Here is an 18,564-nt window from a genome sequence, read left to right as displayed (position 1 = left end):
GACGGCTGTCAAAACGGCTTTTCTTGCTTCTAGGATTCCTTTATAAAGCTAATCATAGATGTTAGAGCAAATGATTGTGGCACTTTTGTTTGAAGTTAAGGTCGAACTGCTTCGCCTCAAACAGTGTCAAAATTTTGCCAAAACGTGAAAATCGCGTTAAATACAGCAAAAATTGGCCATTTTCACCACAATCGCGCTATGCTTGGTGACAAGTACTTATCAAATAGCAGTTACAGTTATCCAAATTCAGGCATGCCTTTTTAGACCCAGTGCCTTAGCAACCGGCAAGACGACCATGGAACGTTCGACATGGAACTAAGAGAGTGGCTAATCATTTTAGGGCTGGCGTTGGTATCGCTCATCGTTATTGACGGTGTGCGGAGACTTCAACGTCAGCGACGCGTACCCCGTCTGGATCAGGCGGAGAAAGATCTTTCCGGCAGTTCGCTCGATGATCCCGATGAGGCTGCTAAAGCCGCGGAGATCAATTGGGAACTTCCTAATGGCGGTGCGCGAGTTGTTAAGCCCGCTGACTATAGTGGCTTAGGTAATAAACCAAAGTTAGAACGTCAAGAGCATCCAGGGCCCTCTAGGGTGCTTTCCGAGTTTAGACGTTCAGCCTCTGCTAAAGCGGCCAAGCGAAAAGCAGATAAGGCAAGCAAACTAGATAAAGCGGCATCAATTGCGAAACCAGCGCCCAGCGCAGCGGTTTATCCCAGCGTAGCTACTAAGCCAGAGCAGCCAGTGACTTCTGCCGCGGCTTCATATGCTGCCAATAATGCGCCGACAGAACACGAGCGTCGCGAGCCCAGTATCTCAATGACCGACGCTTCGCCAATTGAGACGTCGCAAGTCAAGGAAGCTGTACCTCAGCAGCCTGCTTACTCTGTTGCGACGCCCAATGTTGCGACGACTAATGCTGCGACGCCCAATGCTTCGGCGGCTGAAGCTGAAGCAACTCGAACAGCGGCCTCTGACGCCATCTCGCTTTCTGCCAGTGAAGCAGACACTGAAATGTCGGCACCGCTCCGCTCTGAGCCTGAATATGAACCAGAATCTGAGCAAATAGCTGAGAAAAAGACTGAGCAAGAACCTGTACTGCGGGCGGAGCCAGAAGACGCCGTGTTTGCTAAGCACGCCAATGAGCACTCGCCTAAGCGGCGCCAGTTGCGCTCTGACACAGTGGGTGAATACGACGAGTTGGATGATGACGAAGTTGATGAATATCGCCTAGTCGACTTTGAAGGCATGGGACGCTCGCTGAAGCGTCGTCTAATTGCACGGCGTAAAGAGAAACAGCGTAAAAAAGCCGAGAAAGCAGTGCGTGATAAAGCCTTGGCCAAACAGAAGGCTGAGCGTAAAGCACTGGAAGCAGAGCAAAAGCGTGAAGCCAAAGAAGCCGCCGATGCAGAGCGTGCGCGTCTCGCCCAAGAGCAGGCCCAAGCCCGTGAAGAAGCAGCGGCTAGTGCGGCGGCTGCAGATAGGCTTGCCGCTCAGCAACGTGCTGCAGAGGAAGAAGCGCGTCGCTACGAAAACAGTGAGTATGCAGTCCACGAAGAGGATTTTGCAGACAGCTTCGAGGCTGAAGGTGAGCGTGAAGTGAATGAGCGAGTCCGCGTACATCCAACGCTTGAAAAAGCCTTACGCCACGATGTTAGTGGTGAACACGCCAAAGAAACGCTGACCAATGCCGAAGAAGTCGTGGTGATTAGCGTTCTTTCCCGTGATCCAGAAGGCTTCGATGGCACCAAGCTGCTTGAGCTGATGATGGTGTGCGGTTTGCGCTACAGCAGTGAGATGGGCGTTTTCCATCGTTTTGAAACCGAGAGCGACGACAGCGAACTGCAGTTTTCGATGGTTAATGTGGTTAAGCCGGGTACTTTCCCCATTGAAGAGATGGGTGAGTTTATGACGCCGGGTATCACGCTGCTGATGCCGCTGCCTGGCGCAATTGATAGCGCCGCTGCCTTTGAAGCGATGGTAGAAACCGCCATGGTCGTGGTACGCCATATGGGCGGTGAGCTGAAAGACGAAAACCGTAGTGTGATGACCGCCCAGACGATCGAATTCGCCCGCCAGCGAGTGCGTGAGTTTGAGCGTCGCCATAGGCTGCACCGTCAGATGCAAGCGCGCTAATCGTCGCCCACTAACCGACGAAGCAGCACTTGCCGCGAACACCCGCCTTCTTGCCAGAAGGCGGGTGTTTCTGTTCAATACGCTGACGTTTTGTCATTTTTATGTTTTTGAAACTTAGCTTTTTTAAATTTAACTTTTGCATTTTCGCTGCCGCTTTTAGCTAGTACTGGAACCCATCCTAATGAGTCAGTCTGATTCTCAATCTCTGGAAGAGATTACCCAACTGCGGGCCGCCCTGGACGAGGCCAACTACCGCTACTACGTGCTCGATGAACCGACGCTCACGGATGCCGATTACGATCGCAAATTTCAGCGCCTACAGCAGTTGGAGAGCGAACATCCAGAGCTGGTGACCACCGATTCGCCGACCCAGCGCGTTGGCGCTGCCCCTGCGGACGGCTTTCCTTCGGTGGCCCACGCGATCCCCATGTTGTCGCTGGATAACGCCTTTAGTCGTGACGATATTCACGCCTTTGCCGAGCGGGTGGCCGAGCGCCTTGAATGCAGCGCAGACGACGTTGAGTTTACCTGCGAGCCAAAGCTGGATGGTGCCGCCGTCTCGCTAGTCTATGAGCAGGGCGTACTGGTAAGCGGAGCGACCCGAGGCGATGGCCGCACCGGGGAAGGCATTACCTCAAACCTGCGCACATTGCGTTCGGTGCCGTTAAAGCTGATGGGCAAAAACGTACCCGCGCTGCTGGAAGTCCGTGGCGAGGTGATTATGCGCCACGCTGGCTTTGAGGCGCTGAACGAGCGAGCTCGGCAAGAAGACAGCAAGGTCTTTGCCAACCCGCGTAACGCAGCGGCGGGCAGCCTGCGTCAGCTCGACCCGCGCATTACGGCTAAGCGTCCGCTGGAGTTTTACGCCTACCAAGCTGCACGCTTGGAACCGGATCTTGGCGATACGGCTCACAACGAATTAATGGCGCGGTTATCCACACTAGGGTTTCGTGCCAGTTCAGAGCTGCAGATAGTCAAAGGCCCCCAGGCTGTTGCCGACTACTGCGAGCAGCTAGGCGAAAAGCGTGACGGTTTAGGGTTCGATATCGATGGCGTAGTGATCAAGGTGAACGATCTGCGCTACCAGCGAGAGCTTGGCTTTGTCGCCCGCGCGCCGCGCTGGGCGGTGGCGTTCAAGTTCCCTGCCCAGGAAGAGATCACTACGCTTAACGATGTGGAGTTCCAGGTTGGCCGTACCGGGGCGATTACCCCCGTGGCGCGTCTTCAACCGGTGACCGTAGCAGGCGTGACGGTTTCCAACGCCACGCTGCACAACGCCGATGAGATTAAACGCCTGGACGTCATGATCGGCGATACAGTCTCGATTCGCCGGGCCGGCGATGTAATCCCCCAAGTGGTGAGCGTGCACACCGAGCTGCGCCCCGCAGATGCAAAGGCGATTATTTTCCCTGAACACTGCCCAGTGTGCGGTTCGGATATCGAGCGCCTTGAAGGCGAAGCGGTGGCGCGCTGTTCCGGCGGCCTTTATTGTGCCGCGCAGCGTAAAGAGGTGCTTAAGCACTTCGCTAGCCGCAAAGCGCTGGATATTGACGGCCTGGGTGAAAAGTTGATCGTGCAGTTGGTCGATCTAGACTGGGTGGAAACCCCGGCGGCGCTGTTTCATTTAACCGTCGAGCAGTTACAAAGCCTGCCGCGTATGGGCGAGAAATCAGCTACCAACTTGGTCAACGCGCTTGAAACCGCTAAGTCGACCACCTTGGCACGCTTTATCTATGCCCTAGGCATTCGTGAAGTAGGCGAGGCCACGGCCGCCAACCTAGCCAATCACCTTGGTACTTTAGACGCCATTCAAGCCGCAGAGTTGGAAGCGCTGGAAGCGGTTAACGATGTCGGCCCGATTGTCGCCGCCCATGTGCATACCTTCTTCCGCCAACCGCACAACCAGGAAACCATCGCCGCGTTGATTGACGCGGGCATTACCTGGCAAGAGGCGGAAGTCACCCAGGGCCCCACGCCGCTGGAAGGCCAAACCTGGGTGCTTACCGGCTCACTTGAAAGTATGACCCGAGATGAAGGCAAGGCGCGCCTGCAGGCGCTGGGCGCCAAGGTGGCGGGCAGCGTCTCGAAAAAAACCACCTGCCTGGTCGCTGGCGAAGCGGCGGGCAGTAAACTCACTAAAGCCGAACAGATGGGCGTGGAAGTCGTCGACGAAGCCACCTTTATTGAACGTTTAGCAGAGTGGGAGCAGCGCTAATGAGCCGTTTTATTGAAGTACCCGCCAGAATGCTGCCGCCGGATACCCTCAATGCCTTGTTAGAGGCGTTTGTGACCCGCCAGGGCTACGACACCACTGATACCACCGGCGAGGGTATGCACGGATGGGTAGCCGAGCTGAAACAGCAGCTAGAGCGTAATGAGCTGATCATCGCCCATGACCTTGAGCTGGAGATGACCGAAGTGATGACGCTGGCGCGGTGGCGTTCTTTTGGCCGCGATATCGCCGACGACGAGGAAGAGGGCGATATCTAATCCTTCTTGCTAGGCGTTCTCGCCACGAATAATCGCGCTGATAATGCGTCGTCCTGGGTGCAGATGATCCACCAGCGGCGCTTCCAGTGGCATTGGCTCATCGCACATTCGTGAGGCAATGACCTCGGCGCATAGCGGCGCGCTGGCTAATCCCCGCGAGCCGTGGGCGGTGGATATCCACAGGCCGGGGTAGTGCTCACCTGGCGTATCTGCCACCCGGGTGGCGTCTTTGCTGAGTAATGCATAGTCAGCGCGCCATGCCGCTGCCACCGGTACCGGCCCCGCGTAAGGGGTTTTGTCGGGGCTTGCTGCCCGCACAGCGGCACGGCCCTTAAGGTATTCCGGCGTTAGCTTGATGCCTGCCTGTTCCAACTCCTCTACCAAGGCGGGCAGCGTCTGGCGCAGCTCATCGACATTACGCTGGTGGTCGTCGGCGGTGATTTCAGTCGTCGCGTTATTGGGCACAAAGCTGGCGCCAAAGGTCAGAACACCCTCCAGAGCAGGCGCCACATAGCCACCGGCGCACACCACTCGCTTAGGGCCTGCTACTTCATCGGGTAGTCGTAATTCACTAATCTGACCACGCACTGACTGCAGTGGCAGCGCCGCCGTTTGCGCGAAGCAGTTGGCCAAATGGGCGCTGGCAATCACCACCTGATCCGCCTCGACCGTGCTGCCATCGGCTAAGTTAAGGTGCCAGCCGTCATCTAACTGGGTCAGTGAGCTAACGTCGCCCTGTAGAAAAGTAATGCCTCGCTGCTGAAGTAAATGCTCACACAGCGCCTTGGGCCTCATCCAGCCCGCCTGTGGATAATAAAGCCCGTGAGGGGCGTCAATGGCCATGGCCGCCGTCTTGGATAGCGCCGGGTTTTCCATGCCGGTAACCACCTCGCCGGGCAGCGGGTGCTGTTCGATAAAGCGCTGCTGGCGACGCGCCTCTTTAACGCTACTCGCCAACTGCACCACGCCACAGGGCTGCCATAAAGGAGCTGTGGATAACGACTGTGTGAATAGCTGCTGCGAAAGCCAGCGCTGGCTATATAGCAAGCCAGCGAGATAAACCCTGCTTTGGTGGTTGGTCTCAGCCGCTAGCTTTACATACAGCGCACCCTGGCGATTGCCTGAACCACCCGCGCCGGGGGCTTCGCGCTCTACTACGGTTACCTTAACCCCCCGCCGCGCCAGCGCCGCCGCCATGCTGCTTCCCGCTAGCCCGGCGCCGACGACGACAACGTGCTTCGCTGAAGCCGCAGGCGGCGGCGTAAACCAGGGCGTTGATTGGCGGCGCTGATCCGCTGGCGGCATTTCGATACTGCCTGCCAGCATCTCCCGCTTGCGGCCATAGCCCGGTACTTTCTTCCAGTTAAAACCTGCCGCTTTCAAGCCCCGCTTAACGATGCCTGCGCAGGTAAACGTGGCGAACGTTGCACCGGGGCGTGAACGGGCGGCCATGGCGTTAAACAGTTCCGGCTGCCACATATCGGGGTTTTTAGACGGCGCAAAACCGTCTAAAAACCAGGCGTCGACTAGACCGTCTAACTGTTCCAGGCGCTCGGTGGTGTCGCCGAAATGTAGATCCAGGGTGACGCGCTCGGTTAAGTGCAGGCGGTGAATACCGCTAACGGCGGCGGGCCATTGGGCACAGAGTGCCTGTGCATAACTGGCGAGGGAGGGCCAACTCGCTAGCGCTTGTTCAAGGGCGCCAAGCGCTAGGGGAAACTTCTCTGTGGATAACAGATGCAGCCGTGCAGAAGGCGGGGCATGTTGCTCGAAACAGGCCCAGGCGCAGAGCATGTTTAGCCCGGTGCCAAAGCCTGTTTCACCAATCACAAAGGGCCTCGAGGCTTCCCAGGCAGCGAAACGCCAAGGAAGGTGGTTGGCGCCCAGAAACACATGTTCGGTCTCTGCGCGCCCATCGCCACGGGTAAAGTAGATGTCATCAAAGGCGGTTGCGTGGGGGGCGCCCTCGTTCCAGGTAAGCGCGGGCGTGGTTAATGCCGCAAGCGAAGGCAAGGCGTTCGAACGTTGGGTCACGCGGGTATCCGTATTGATGAACAGGTGGTTAAAAAATGATCAATTTGTCGGCACTGGCGTTATCTCTGGCTTAGCGCAAAGCGTCCGCCGGGTTTGCACAGAGTTTTCCACAGGCTCTGTGTAAAAGCATACGGATCCTCCACACTCGCCTATTGAGGTCAAGGCAAAACTTTCTTGAACGGCTTAACAATAACCTTGGCATACACCCCTGCAATCATATAAGGGTCGGTATCGGCCCAGGCCTTGGCGTCTTCCAGGTTATCGAATTCCGCCACCACCAAGCTCCCGGAAAAGCCTGCATCGCCGGGGTTTTCAGCGTCGATGGCGGGGTGGGGGCCAGCCAGTACCAGGCGGCCTTCATCGCGCAGCGCTTCCAGGCGCGCTAAATGGTCGGGCCGAGCAGACAGGCGACGCTCTAAGCTATTGGGCACATCTTCACTCATAATGGCATACAGCATGGGGGTTAACTCCTTGATTGAACGAGGATGCATCGTGACCGCTAATTGACCGCACTGGCATAAGCGCGCACCATATCTTACCCATTGCGAAGGCTTTATTCACAGCTGAAAAACGCATTCTGACAAACTGGCCACACGGCGTCATGCTTATGCCTCGACTTCCCACTACTTTTGATGCCGATCAACGCTACCCGGTTGATTTGCACATGCACTCCACCGCTTCCGATGGCGCGCTATCGCCCACCGAACTGGTGACGCTGTGCTTCGAGCGTGGGCTGACGCACATGTCGCTCACCGACCACGATACCATGGACGGCATTGAAGAAGCGGGCCGCGCGGCGGAGCAAGCAGGGCTGTGTCTTATCCCCGGCTGTGAGTTATCCACACGCTGGCAGGGGGTCAATATCCATGTGGTGGCGCTAATGCCTGGCGGGCTGCAGGGGGCAATGGTAGAAGGCCTGATTCAGCAGCGTGAAGCGCGCATTCAGCGAGCAGCCGTGATTGCGGAAAGACTGGAAAAAGTCGGTTTATCTAACGCCCTGGAAAAAGCGCGACTGCATGCGGGCAGCGACCGCCCGCTAGGCCGCCCGGACTTTGCCCGTGCGCTAGTGGCGGAAGGTGTGGTGCCTGACTGGGCCAGCGCCTTCAAGCGCTATTTGGGCAGCGGCAAAAAGGGCGATGTCAAAGCCCACTGGCCGGAAATCAGCGCAGCGGTGGGCTGGATTGTCGATTCCGGCGGTGTGGCCGTGATTGCCCATCCACTGCGCCATGGCTTAACCCGGCGCAAGCGGGGCCTGTTAATGGATACTTTCCAAGCGGCGGGCGGGCAAGCCGTAGAGCTGGTCAGCGGCCAGCAGAACCCGGACAGTACCCGTGATCTGGCGCGTCAGCTAGTGGAACGCGAGCTGTACGCTTCCATGGGCAGTGATTTTCACTTTCCCGGCAGTCATGCCGCGCCCGGCAGTATGAGTTTGATTCCGCGCACGGCGGCGCCCCCAATCTGGCAGCATCCGCGTTTGGTGCATCTGCGTGAGGCGCCAGCAGGCACGCTTGCAGCGGGATGATTCGCTAACGTTTACACTGTGTTATATGAGTGCTTTATGCATAGAGCCTACGGACAGGAGTAACTTATGAGCCAGTATTTTCAGATTCACCCGGAAAACCCCCAAAAGCGCCTGATTGATCAGGCCATTGCGATCATTCGTAAAGGCGGCGTTGTGGCGTATCCCACCGATTCGGGCTACGCGCTTGGGTGCCACCTGGGCGAAAAGAAAGCCATCGAGAAGATCAAATGGCTGCGTTCATTGGACGATAAACATAACTTCACCCTGGTGTGTTCCGACCTCTCGGAAATCGGCACCTACGCCAAGGTGGATAACGACGTGTTCCGGCTGCTGAAAGCCCATACTCCTGGCCCGTACACCTATATTCTGGATGCCACATCCGAAGTGCCGCGCCTGCTGCTGCACCCCAAGCGCCGCTCTATTGGTGTACGCGTGCCGGATCACCGCATTACCCACGCGCTATTGGCGGCATTGGGTGAGCCGCTGATGAGCGTCACGCTGATCCCGGTCGGCGATGACCTGCCCATGAACGACCCGGAAGAGATCCGCGAGCGCTTTGGCGCCCATCTGGATGCCATCATCGACGGCGGTGCCTGCCATTTAGACCCCACCAGCGTTATTGACCTGCGCGAACTGCCGCCGACAATCATCCGTGAAGGGCGCGGCGATATTTCGCCTTTCGTCGGCTAACAGCACTTCTTTAAGGCTAATTTTAAGGCAAATCCTTGACTCGTAGGCATATCGGGCAGGGATTCGCTTGGTTTTATTGTTGTTTGAATGATCAATGAAAATAAAATATGATCCTTGTGCTTATTTTCGATAATAAATCGTGATCCTTTAAGGCGAGGACTCGCCTCGTCTTTTTGAGATCGCCTATTCCAGGAGATCATTTAATGACGAAACCTTTCACCTCTCGCCTCTGTAGTCTCGCAGCGTTAGCCAGTTTGACCGCGTTACCTTTGGCCAGCCATGCGGCTAGCGATGATGCTGAAATGTGTGCTCAAAAAGCCTACGCGATGGGGCTGCGTTATCAGCAGCAGTCTGCAGAAGCGGCCGCTCTGCAGCGCCAGGGGTTTGCCCTCGCCACCTATCGGCTTGAGGATCAGATCGAGGCGCATGGTGGCAGCGACGGCTTGGCTATCATTACCGACCTGGATGAAACGGTGCTGGATAATAGCGCGCTGTTGGTTCGCGATATGCAGGCGTGCCACGACTACACCACCTGGGACACCTGGAAGCATTGGGAACGTGAAGGCGAGCCGCGCTTAATGCCGGGAGCCAAAGCGTTTCTGGATTTTGCGGACGAGCAGGGCGTGGCCATTTTTTACGTCTCCGACCGCTATCAGGAGAACGAGGACGATACGATCGCCACTCTAGAAGCGCTAGAGCTGCCCCAGGTCTCTGAACAGAGCGTGATGCTATTAGGGCCTGCCAAGGCGGAGCGCCGTGCCGAGGTGGTTGATAACCACACCCTAGTAATGCAGTTAGGCGACTCGCTTCACGATTTCGCGGGTGACTTCGCCGGTGCCGATCTGGAACAGCAGCACGGGCTGGTTGAGGAGAATGCCGAGCGGTTTGGTAACGACTGGATTGTATTCCCCAACGCAACCTATGGCGCTTGGAGCGATGCCGAGCTAGATGCCTGGGACGCTCCCCACGAAGTGGAGTGATCGGTTAGATAACCACTCCATTGCGCATTAAATGAACGCTGCGCGCTCCAGGTTAGGCCATTGAGTTTTTGTTTCTAAGCAACTTAGTCTAGCTGTCCTGGGGCGCGTTTTTGTCTGCGTCTCCCTCACCGCTACTTTTTTGAGCTTCCTCTTTTTTGTCGTTGTCTTTCTTGCGCGGGTCTTCGCTGTCTTCATCAAGCCAGGTGCCGCAGCGCAGGCAGTAGTGGGCGCGCTTTTCGTGGCGGTCGTGCCCGCAGCCGGGGCAGGCTTCCTCGGAGTAGCGATCCTCACGAATAGAACGAATTACCTGGGCGGAGAAAACCCCGGTGGGCACCGCAATAATCGAGTAGCCGAGTAGCATCAGCACCATGGTGATCGCTTTGCCCAGGGCGGTGGCGGGAACAATGTCGCCGTAGCCGACCGTGGTCATGCTGACAATGGCCCAGTACATCGACATGGGAATACTGGTAAAGCCCGCCTCGGGAGATTCAATGGTGTACATCAACGCCGCAAACAGCGTCACCACCATAAAAATAGAGAAGAAAAACAGCAGAATTTGTCGCAGGCTGCGTTTGAGGGCATCTATTAACAGACCTGCTTCACCGACAAACTCCATCAAGCGCAAAATACGGAAGATACGCAGCACGCGCAGGATGCGCACAATCACCAACCCATGGGCGCCGGGTACCAGCAGCACCAGCCAGGTAGGCAGAATCGCGATTAAATCGACGATGCCGTAAAAGCTTTTTAGATAGAGTAACGGGCGCTCCAGGCAGTAAATGCGCACAATCAGCTCAAGGCTAAACAGCAGGGTAAGAATCCATTCAACGTAAAAAAACAGCGCCCCGTAGTGCTCCGCATAGCGCTCTACGCTACCCAGCAGGATAACCCCGACGCTGATGAGAATGGCCACGATCAAGGCGATATCAAACGCCTTAGCGCCCGGCGTGTCGGATTCGAAGATGATGTGGAACAGCCGCGCGCGCAGGCCTTCTCCGCCAGGGGTTAAGTGTAAATTCATCGCATCATCCTGAAGTGAGCCTCAATCCTGTCCTGAAAAAGGGGGATAAACTGCTAGCGTAGCGCGGTTTGGTGCGCCAGGCGATGGGCGAGTGCTAATGCCGCTTTACCGTAAGCCTTATTGGGCTGGCCGTGGGCATCGAGTGCGCTGGGAAGCGCCTGGGCATAGCCGCGCGAAGTGACATCCAGTTCGGGGTGATCGGCGAGGGTGGTCAACGCCTGCTGGACATCGCTTAGAAAGCTGGCCTGCTGGCTGTCGTGGTAGGCGTCCAGTGCCAAGGTGGCGCGGTGTTGCCACTCCGCTGGGGAGTGCGCTTGCGGTAGCAGCCAGCGTTGCTCGCTCAATGCATTACCCCGGGCCGCTTTGCTGCTGTCTGAAGGCCGCAGCGCTATCTGTTCGGCAAGGGTTAATGCCAGTGCCCACAGCGCTTCCGGGTCGCCGCCTTTAAGTTCGAGTTCTGCTTCGCGAATCGGTGTGCGGTAGCCACCGCTAATAATTTCGCCCTCATCCAACACCAACTCAATATGACTCTCCTGGCCTTGTGCACCCTCTTTTAGCTGCCAGCTACGCCGTGTGAAATCGGTGCTGAGTTGGGGGGCGAGGGCATCGAGCACACCGCTAAGCTCACCTTGAAAAGGGGGGAGTTCGGCAAGCGTCGTTAAATCTAACCCAGGCCCCGTAATCTGCCACTCCCACTCTTGGCGTTGCGAGAGCCCGCCGCTGCCCTGACCCGCGGTTTTTACTGTTTGCAGTAGCTGACCATCCACCTGGCGTAGGCGCAGCGCAATGCGTGCCTTGGCCAAATCTCCCTGGGGGGAATCAAAATAGGTATTGGTCAACGATTGCTGAAGCGCTGGTTGTGACGCCAGGCGCGGGTGTTGGCGCAGCGCGGCAGGCCCCTCTGGAGTGAGGGCTAGCTTTAGCTCTACTTCGACGGGGGTTGGTGTTTTCATGATGTTCGCCACCTCGTTTTCGTGACATTTAGATGAATATTTGATTACATTTATGAACTTTTCATGACGGCAGCGGGCGCACTCTTTATACTGGCGCCGCCATTTCCAGGCTCCCCGAAAACAGGCTTAAAGGCACTATGGTTACCTCCAATCCTTTTTCTTCGATGTTTGGCCGCTCGCCATTCCAGCCGCTACTGGCGCACATCGTCAAGGCCAATGAATGCGCCGACCAGCTATTGCCGTTCTTCGAGGCATCGCTTATTGGTGACTGGGACAAAGCGGCTGAACTGCGCGAAAACGTCACCCGCTTAGAGCATGACGCCGACACGCTGAAAACCGAGCTGCGGTTGAACCTCCCCAACACCATGTTCCTGCCCGTCTCGCGTTCTGACCTGCTCGACTTGATTAGTGTGCAGGACAAAATCGCCAATAAGGTGCGTGACATTACCGGCATTATGCTGGGGCGTAAAATGCGCGTGCCGGATGAACTGGCCGAACCGATGCGTGACTACATCCAAACCAGCGTGGCTTGCGTGGCTCAAGCGCGCCAGGCGCTGGAAGAGCTTAAAGACCTGCTTGAATCCGGCTTTGGCAAAAATGTCTCCGATGTGATGCAGAAGATGATCCGTGAACTGCACACCCTCGAGCATCAGGCCGATGACCAACAGGTGACCATTCGTCGCCAGCTGTTCGCGCTTGAGAGCCAGCTACCGCCTGTAGATGTGATCTTTCTCTACAAGATCATTGATTGGGTAGGTGAGTTATCCGACCGCGCCGAGCGCGTGGGTAGCCGTCTGCAGATCCTGACTGCCCGCTAAGGGGACTTTCATGCTGATTATTGCCCAGCACGGTGAAATTTTTATCATCCTGGCCTGTTTGTTCGGCTTCTTTATGGCCTGGGGCGTTGGTGCCAACGACGTCGCCAATGCGATGGGAACCTCGGTAGGGTCGAAAGCGATCACTATCAAACAAGCGATCATTATCGCGGTTATTTTTGAATTCCTTGGCGCTTGGTTAGCTGGTGGCGAAGTCACCGCGACCATTCGAGGGGGAATGCTTGACCCCGTACTGTTGGCGGATAATCCGCAACTGTTGGTTTACGGGATGCTCTCGGCGCTGTTAGCTGCCGCCATTTGGCTGATGATTGCCTCTTCCCGTGGATGGCCGGTGTCTACAACCCACTCCATTGTCGGTGCAATCGTCGGTTTTGGTGCGGTAGGCCTCGGCATGGAAGCTGTGGCATGGGGCAAAGTAGGTCAAATAGCCTCCAGCTGGATTGTTTCGCCACTGCTTGCTGGTACGATCGGTTTCGTGTTGTTTAAGTCGGTTCACCACCTGATTTTTGAAAACGACGACCCCTTTGCCGCAGCCAAACGCTACGTGCCAGGCTATATCTTCCTGGTCGGCTTTATTGTCTCCATGGTGACGCTGACCAAAGGTCTGTCCCACGTTGGCTTGGATCTCAGCTTTGGCCAAAGCCTGCTGCTCTCCATTCTGCTGGGTGTGGTTATCATGGCGCTGGGTGTTTTTATGCAGCGTCGGGTCAAATACGTGCAGAACGACAGCGATCACTTCGGCTATGACAACGTTGAGCGCGTGTTCGGCGTGCTGATGATCTTTACCGCCTGCGCCATGGCCTTTGCCCACGGCTCTAATGATGTAGCCAATGCGGTGGGCCCGCTAGCGGCGGTTATTAGCGTTGTACGGAGCGAAGGCGTGATCGACAGCGCTGCGCTGGTGCCCTGGTGGGTGCTGGTGCTAGGTGGCGGCGGTATCGTGGTGGGTTTGGTCACTTACGGCCATAAAGTGATTGCCACTGTGGGCACCGGGATTACTGAACTGACGCCAAGTCGTGGTTTTGCCGCTACCTTGGCAGCGGCGACCACGGTGGTGTTGGCCTCAGGAACTGGCCTGCCCATTTCGACCACGCATACCCTCGTTGGCGCAGTACTGGGCGTTGGCTTGGCGCGCGGTATGGCCGCGCTAAACCTACGGGTTATCGGCACCATTGTGATGTCCTGGTTGATCACCCTACCCGCGGGTGCGGGCCTGGCGATTCTGTTCTTCTTTATGTTCAAGGGCATGTTCGGCTAACAACAGGCTCGCATGCGCTTATAAGTCGCCAAGCGGTAACATCACAGCGGCATCTTCATGTTTTTCTGCATTAGATTGAGCAGATTTACATTAGAAGGTGCCGCTGTTTTTTGCGCTCTGGTAAAGTAACCTGATTGGATGTGGTAAACGTCTGATATTTCTTTCACCTGCTGCCGGAGAGCGGCCCTTGGATACGCGCTTCCCCTTTGTTGATTGGTTTCGTAACGCCTCCCCCTACATTAATGCGCACCGGGGGCGAACCTTTGTCATCTTAATTGAAGGCGAAGCGATGGCGTCTGGGCGAGGGGAGCAACTGATCCAGGATTTGGCCCTGCTGCATACCCTGGGCGTGCGCCTGGTGGTGGTGTTTGGTATTCGTCCCCAGGTGCATGAGGCCCTAACGGCGGCAGGCGTTGAGCCCACGCGTATTGATGGCCGTTGGGTCGCCGACCGCGCGGTGATGGCCCATGTAGAGCAGGTGGCCGCCCACCAGCGCTTATGGCTGGAAGCGCGGCTCTCGCTAGGCCTGCCCAGCACGCCGCTGCACGGTGTTGAGCTCAGCGTGATCTCCGGCAATCTGGTGACTGCCAAGCCGTTAGGCGTACGCGAAGGGGTCGATTTCGACCACAGCGGCGAAGTTCGCCGGGTGCGGGCCAGCGCCATTGAAGGTCTGCTGGAAAAGGGCTCGCTGGTGCTGCTGCCGCCGCTGGGGTTCTCCAGCACCGGCGAGGTGTTCGATCTGGATGCTTCTGAAGTTGCCCAGCACGCCGCCGTAGCGCTAAAAGCCGATAAGCTGATTCTGCTCGGCGAGTCGGAAGGCCTGGAAGATGAGCACGGCGCACTGCTGCGCCAGCTCTCCCCAGCGGAGGCGGAGCCGCGTTTAACCCACGCCGTTCCAGGCAGCGAGTTAGCCCGCCATTTACAGGCCGCCTGCACCGCCGCACGGGAAGGCGTGGCGCGCACCCACCTGCTCTCCTGGCGCAACCACGACGCCTTGCTAGGGGAGCTGTTCACCCGCGACGGCGTGGGCACCATGATCACCCAGCACCGCTACGAACAGCTACGCCCGGCCACGCTCAACGATGTAGCGGGATTGCTGGAGCTGTTGGAGCCGTTAGAACGCCGGGGTATGCTGGTCGCGCGCTCCCGGGAGCGGCTGGAACATGAGATCGATGACTACATGGTGATTGAGCGCGATGGCATGGTGATTGGCTGTGCGGCGCTGCACGTGTTCACTGACACCGGCATTGCCGAGCTGGCCTGCGTGGCGGTTCACGACAGCTACCGCGGCGGCGAGCGCGGCGAGCGCTTGGTCGAAGCCATGGAGCGCCGTGCCCGCCAGCGCGGTTTAACGGAAATATTTGTGCTGACGACCCACACCGCACACTGGTTTGTGGAGCACGGCTTCCGTGCCGCCAGTCTGGAAGACCTACCGCCACTAAAACGCGAAACCTACAATCACGCCCGCAAATCGAAGGTACTGGTCAAGCAACTGACGTGACTCGCTTTTAAAAGGGGGAACCGTTAGCACAGCTGATTTATGAGCTGGAGCCCGGCGCTATGGAAAACAGCGCCGGCTTTTTTTGCGCTTCTCGTTGAATATTCTCATCAATCGGTGTGTCGTAGGTTTTGAGCAAATAGCCCAGCACCGAATAGAAACCCACCATGGCGATTAGGTCGATGACGGCGGTGCGCCCGATTGCCTCGGCAAGCTCTGCTTCCTGCTCTCTGGCCAGCATGCGCTCGTCAAATAGCGCATCCACGGCCTTGACGATAAGCCCGTCAACGCCTTCGGGGTTACCGCGAAGGGCATTGATGCGGGCCTCGGAGAACCCTAGAGCGAGCGCTCGACTGACATGGTGGGCCCACTCGTACGCTGAGCCCATACGTAGGCCAGCGCGAAGAATCACCACTTCGGTCAACTCCGGGCCTAAGGCATTCTCCTTCACAACGTGTTGGCGCAACGGTGCCCATGCTTTAAGCAGGGCCGGGTGGTGGGCCATGGTGCGGTAAACGTTGAGTGCGCCAGCAAAATCTTCGCGTAAATCCGCGATCTCTTCAGGCCAGTCGGCATCGGAAACAGGCGGGCAGGGAGACGGTGTCACGGGGGTTGTCATGGCTGAGCTCCAGTCAGATCGTTATTTGAGATGGCTGTTTGAGATGGCTGTTTGAGATAGTTGTTATTTCATCATCACTCTGCGATAGCGGCGTCGATGGCCGCGGCAATACGCTCAATGAGCAAATCTACTTCGTCAGGGGCAATGATATAGGGCGGTGCCAGCAGGATATGGTCACCGTTAATGCCATCAATAGTGCCGCCCATAGGGTAGCTGATCAGGCCGCGAGCCATGGCCTGACGTTTGATCTTGGCGTGAAGCTTGCGAGCCGGGTCGAACGGCGTTTTGCTTTCCCTATCCGCCACCAGCTCGATACCGCGAAACAAGCCTCTGCCGCGAATATCGCCAACATGGGGCGAGGCACCAAGCGCCGCTTCAAGGCCGCTCTGCAGTCTCGCCCCCATGGCATTAACGTTTGCCATTGTTTCCGGACGTGCAATGATCTCAACCACTTTATTGGCGGCTGCGGCGGCGACAGGATGGCCTAGGTAGGTATGGCCATGCTGAAACAGCCCAGAGCCATTGGCGAAGCTTGAGTAGATATTGGCCGATAGCAGCACCGCGCCGATGGGCTGATAGCCGCCCCCCAGCCCTTTGGCGATGGTAACGATATCCGGCGTTACTCCATCTTGCTCGCAGGCGAAGACGGTGCCGGTTCTGCCCATACCGCACATCACTTCATCGAGGATCAGCAGTACGCCGTATTTATCGCAGATGGCACGCACGCGTTTAAAGTAATCCGCCTCAGAGGCGACCGCCCCTAAGGTGGCACCAACGACGGGTTCGGCCACAAAGGCCATGACCTCGTCGGGGCCTAGCGCCAGAATCTTTGCCTCAAGCTCATCGGCAAGCCTTGCAGCGTAGGCCTCCGGAGACTCATCGTCGCCCTTATCGCGATACGCATAGCAGGGCGATACGTGGTGGGTTTCGGGCAGAATGGGTTGAAACTGCTGGCGCCGCATGGCATTGCCACCGGTGGCCAACGCGCCGATGGTGTTGCCGTGGTAGCTCTGGCGTCTGGCAATGATGTGTCGCCGCTGGGGCTGATTAATCTCGACAAAGTATTGCCGTGCCATCTTTAAAGCCGCTTCAACGGCCTCCGACCCGCCCGATACTAGGTAGACGTAATCCAGCCCGGCCGGGGCTAAATCTACCAGCTTTTCAGCAAGTGCTTCGGCGACATCGGTGGTGAAAAAAGCGGTATGGGCGTAACAAAGGCTATCGATCTGTGCGCGCATGGCGGCCAGCACTTCCGGGTGAGCATGACCGACGCTGGTAACCGCTGCACCCCCCGATCCATCCAGGTAGCGACGCCCCGTGGTATCGGTGATATAGACACCCTGCGCTGACGCGGCATAAGGAAGTGCCCCGCCGATACCACGGTGAAGAATACGCGTCATAACCCCTGACCCTCATTATCAAACGGTGAGAAATTCATATAACAAGGAGATTGGCACACTCACAAAGATGTTTGCAACAAATAAATCATTTAAATATAGTATGAGTCACATGGATCATTTTCTCGCAGAGCCAACCCTTATTTCTTCACAGAGCCAACCACTATGCAGCCAAGCGATTCGCTGAGAGAGCAGATGATTGCCCAGTACGATGCCATGTCACCGCAGCTGCAACAGGCCGCGCGCTATGTGTTTGAGCATCCCGAGGAAGTAGCGCTGGTCTCCATGCGCGAGGTGGCACGCCTAGCGGGGGTACAACCCGCCACCATGACCAGGCTTGCCAAGTTCTTGGGGTTATCAGGGTACGATGAACTTCGAGCGCAGCATGCGGCGGCGCTTAGGCAGGGCGGCGATGGCTTTGCGGCTAAGGTTCGCCAGCGGGTTGATGGAGGTAGCGAAACGGTAGCCAGCGATATCGCCAATCATATGCTTCAAGGGCTAAGTGCCCAGCTGGCTAAACTCTGCGAGCCTGACTCGCTGCGGCGGCTGGAAGCCACCGCCGATAGACTGAGGTCAGCGAGAAAGATCTACGTGCTAGGTTTACGCTCCAGCCATGCCATTGCCTGGCACTTCCATTACGTGATGACCCTACTGGGCGAGCGTTCGGTTCACCTGGATGGCCCGGGGGGAACCGGCGGAGACGCGTTAATTCGTGCGACGCCGGAAGACGTTATGCTGGTTATCTCCATCAAACCTTATGCAACAGGGACGCTGGAACTGGCCCAGTTGGCAAAAGAGAAGGGTGTGGGGATTGTTTCGATCACCGATAGCGAGGTTTCACCGCTGGTAGCGCTGTCAGACCAGGCAATCTTTTGCCCCACGGAAAGCGACAGCTTCTTCCATACGCTAACCCCTGCGTTAGCGGTCTCCGAAGTACTATGCACCTTATTGGCAGAATTCGACCGGCCTATGACGCTAGAGGCGTTGCAGCAAGCGGATGATCACCTCTCGCATCTCAATACCTATTCGACCGCTATCCCCAGGCGGCAGTGAGAGGCGAAATTTGTTGATCCAGCCTCATTGTCAGGTAAATCCTTCGATTATTACCGAGCGGTAATAATCAGTCGCCT

16 protein-coding genes are annotated in these 18,564 nt (G+C 57.1%); 10 read left to right on the top strand and 6 right to left on the bottom strand.

The genetic code is table 11. The annotated features are described in order from the left end of the window. The first annotated feature begins 309 nt into the window (after window positions 1–309). The 3 genes from zipA to J7J49_RS04480 all read left to right on the top strand — a co-directional run bounded on the left by zipA (window position 310) and on the right by J7J49_RS04480 (window position 4,626). Window positions 310–2,136 (top strand): cell division protein ZipA, encoded by a 1,827-nt coding sequence (gene zipA, locus J7J49_RS04490; RefSeq protein WP_215090532.1) that lies wholly within the window; start codon window positions 310–312, stop codon window positions 2,134–2,136. A gap of 181 nt (window positions 2,137–2,317) precedes the next feature. Beyond that, entirely contained in the window at window positions 2,318–4,351 is a 2,034-nt protein-coding gene (ligA, locus tag J7J49_RS04485) for an NAD-dependent DNA ligase LigA (protein WP_215090530.1), read from the top strand. Then, window positions 4,351–4,626 carry a YheU family protein gene (locus tag J7J49_RS04480; protein WP_064235814.1) on the top strand — a complete coding sequence of 92 codons (276 nt, stop codon included), beginning with the start codon at window positions 4,351–4,353 and terminating at the stop codon, window positions 4,624–4,626. The genes ligA and J7J49_RS04480 overlap by 1 nt, the downstream gene beginning before the upstream one ends. Before the next feature lie 9 nt (window positions 4,627–4,635). Here the strand turns inward: J7J49_RS04480 and mnmC are convergent, their stop codons facing one another. Both mnmC and J7J49_RS04470 read right to left on the bottom strand, forming a co-directional pair. Then, window positions 4,636–6,660 carry a bifunctional tRNA (5-methylaminomethyl-2-thiouridine)(34)-methyltransferase MnmC2/FAD-dependent 5-carboxymethylaminomethyl-2-thiouridine(34) oxidoreductase MnmC1 gene (gene mnmC, locus J7J49_RS04475; RefSeq protein WP_215090528.1) on the bottom strand — a complete coding sequence of 675 codons (2,025 nt, stop codon included), beginning with the start codon at window positions 6,658–6,660 and terminating at the stop codon, window positions 4,636–4,638. A 158-nt stretch (window positions 6,661–6,818) separates the two neighbouring features. Then, entirely contained in the window at window positions 6,819–7,118 is a 300-nt protein-coding gene (locus J7J49_RS04470) for a YciI family protein (protein WP_215090526.1), read from the bottom strand. Between the two features lie 143 nt (window positions 7,119–7,261). On the opposite strand from J7J49_RS04470, the gene J7J49_RS04465 reads away from it, so the two are divergent. From J7J49_RS04465 to J7J49_RS04455, 3 genes are all read left to right on the top strand, one after another. Continuing rightward, complete coding sequence (locus J7J49_RS04465) at window positions 7,262–8,182, top strand: PHP domain-containing protein (protein WP_215090524.1); 921 nt, start codon at window positions 7,262–7,264, stop codon at window positions 8,180–8,182. A gap of 66 nt (window positions 8,183–8,248) precedes the next feature. Continuing rightward, entirely contained in the window at window positions 8,249–8,872 is a 624-nt protein-coding gene (locus J7J49_RS04460; RefSeq protein WP_064235810.1) for an L-threonylcarbamoyladenylate synthase, read from the top strand. A 203-nt stretch (window positions 8,873–9,075) separates the two neighbouring features. Continuing rightward, a complete protein-coding gene (locus J7J49_RS04455; protein WP_215090522.1) occupies window positions 9,076–9,852 on the top strand; it encodes an HAD family acid phosphatase in 777 nt (258 codons plus the stop codon). 88 nt (window positions 9,853–9,940) lie between these two features. Here the strand turns inward: J7J49_RS04455 and J7J49_RS04450 are convergent, their stop codons facing one another. After that, on the bottom strand, window positions 9,941–10,873 hold the full coding sequence (locus J7J49_RS04450; RefSeq protein WP_215090519.1) for an ion transporter: 933 nt from the start codon (window positions 10,871–10,873) through the stop codon (window positions 9,941–9,943). Window positions 10,874–10,926: 53 nt separating this feature from the next. Then, on the bottom strand, window positions 10,927–11,826 hold the full coding sequence (locus tag J7J49_RS04445) for a CYTH domain-containing protein (protein WP_215090517.1): 900 nt from the start codon (window positions 11,824–11,826) through the stop codon (window positions 10,927–10,929). Between the two features lie 137 nt (window positions 11,827–11,963). Between J7J49_RS04445 and J7J49_RS04440 the strand changes: the two genes are divergently transcribed. From J7J49_RS04440 to argA, 3 genes are all read left to right on the top strand, one after another. Beyond that, window positions 11,964–12,644 carry a TIGR00153 family protein gene (locus J7J49_RS04440; RefSeq protein WP_215090515.1) on the top strand — a complete coding sequence of 227 codons (681 nt, stop codon included), beginning with the start codon at window positions 11,964–11,966 and terminating at the stop codon, window positions 12,642–12,644. Window positions 12,645–12,654: 10 nt separating this feature from the next. Beyond that, the gene (locus J7J49_RS04435) at window positions 12,655–13,920 is read left to right on the top strand and encodes an inorganic phosphate transporter (protein WP_064235805.1); all 1,266 of its coding nucleotides are present in this window, start codon (window positions 12,655–12,657) and stop codon (window positions 13,918–13,920) included. 187 nt (window positions 13,921–14,107) lie between these two features. Next, window positions 14,108–15,421 carry an amino-acid N-acetyltransferase gene (gene argA, locus J7J49_RS04430; RefSeq protein WP_215090513.1) on the top strand — a complete coding sequence of 438 codons (1,314 nt, stop codon included), beginning with the start codon at window positions 14,108–14,110 and terminating at the stop codon, window positions 15,419–15,421. 37 nt (window positions 15,422–15,458) lie between these two features. Here the strand turns inward: argA and J7J49_RS04425 are convergent, their stop codons facing one another. Together J7J49_RS04425 and J7J49_RS04420 are read right to left on the bottom strand one after the other, a co-directional pair. Continuing rightward, the gene (locus J7J49_RS04425) at window positions 15,459–16,037 is read right to left on the bottom strand and encodes a carboxymuconolactone decarboxylase family protein (protein ID WP_251048142.1); all 579 of its coding nucleotides are present in this window, start codon (window positions 16,035–16,037) and stop codon (window positions 15,459–15,461) included. A 74-nt stretch (window positions 16,038–16,111) separates the two neighbouring features. Next, entirely contained in the window at window positions 16,112–17,437 is a 1,326-nt protein-coding gene (locus J7J49_RS04420; RefSeq protein ID WP_215090511.1) for an aspartate aminotransferase family protein, read from the bottom strand. A 162-nt stretch (window positions 17,438–17,599) separates the two neighbouring features. On the opposite strand from J7J49_RS04420, the gene J7J49_RS04415 reads away from it, so the two are divergent. After that, a complete protein-coding gene (locus tag J7J49_RS04415; protein ID WP_215090509.1) occupies window positions 17,600–18,487 on the top strand; it encodes a MurR/RpiR family transcriptional regulator in 888 nt (295 codons plus the stop codon). The last annotated feature ends 77 nt before the right edge of the window (window positions 18,488–18,564 follow it).

Origin of the sequence: Halomonas sp. ISL-56 (genome assembly GCF_018612805.1) — a bacterium.
In the GTDB taxonomy this organism is placed as follows: domain Bacteria; phylum Pseudomonadota; class Gammaproteobacteria; order Pseudomonadales; family Halomonadaceae; genus Vreelandella.
Note: the sequence above shows the minus strand (reverse complement) of the source record. Positions and strands in the feature narration are given on the sequence as shown.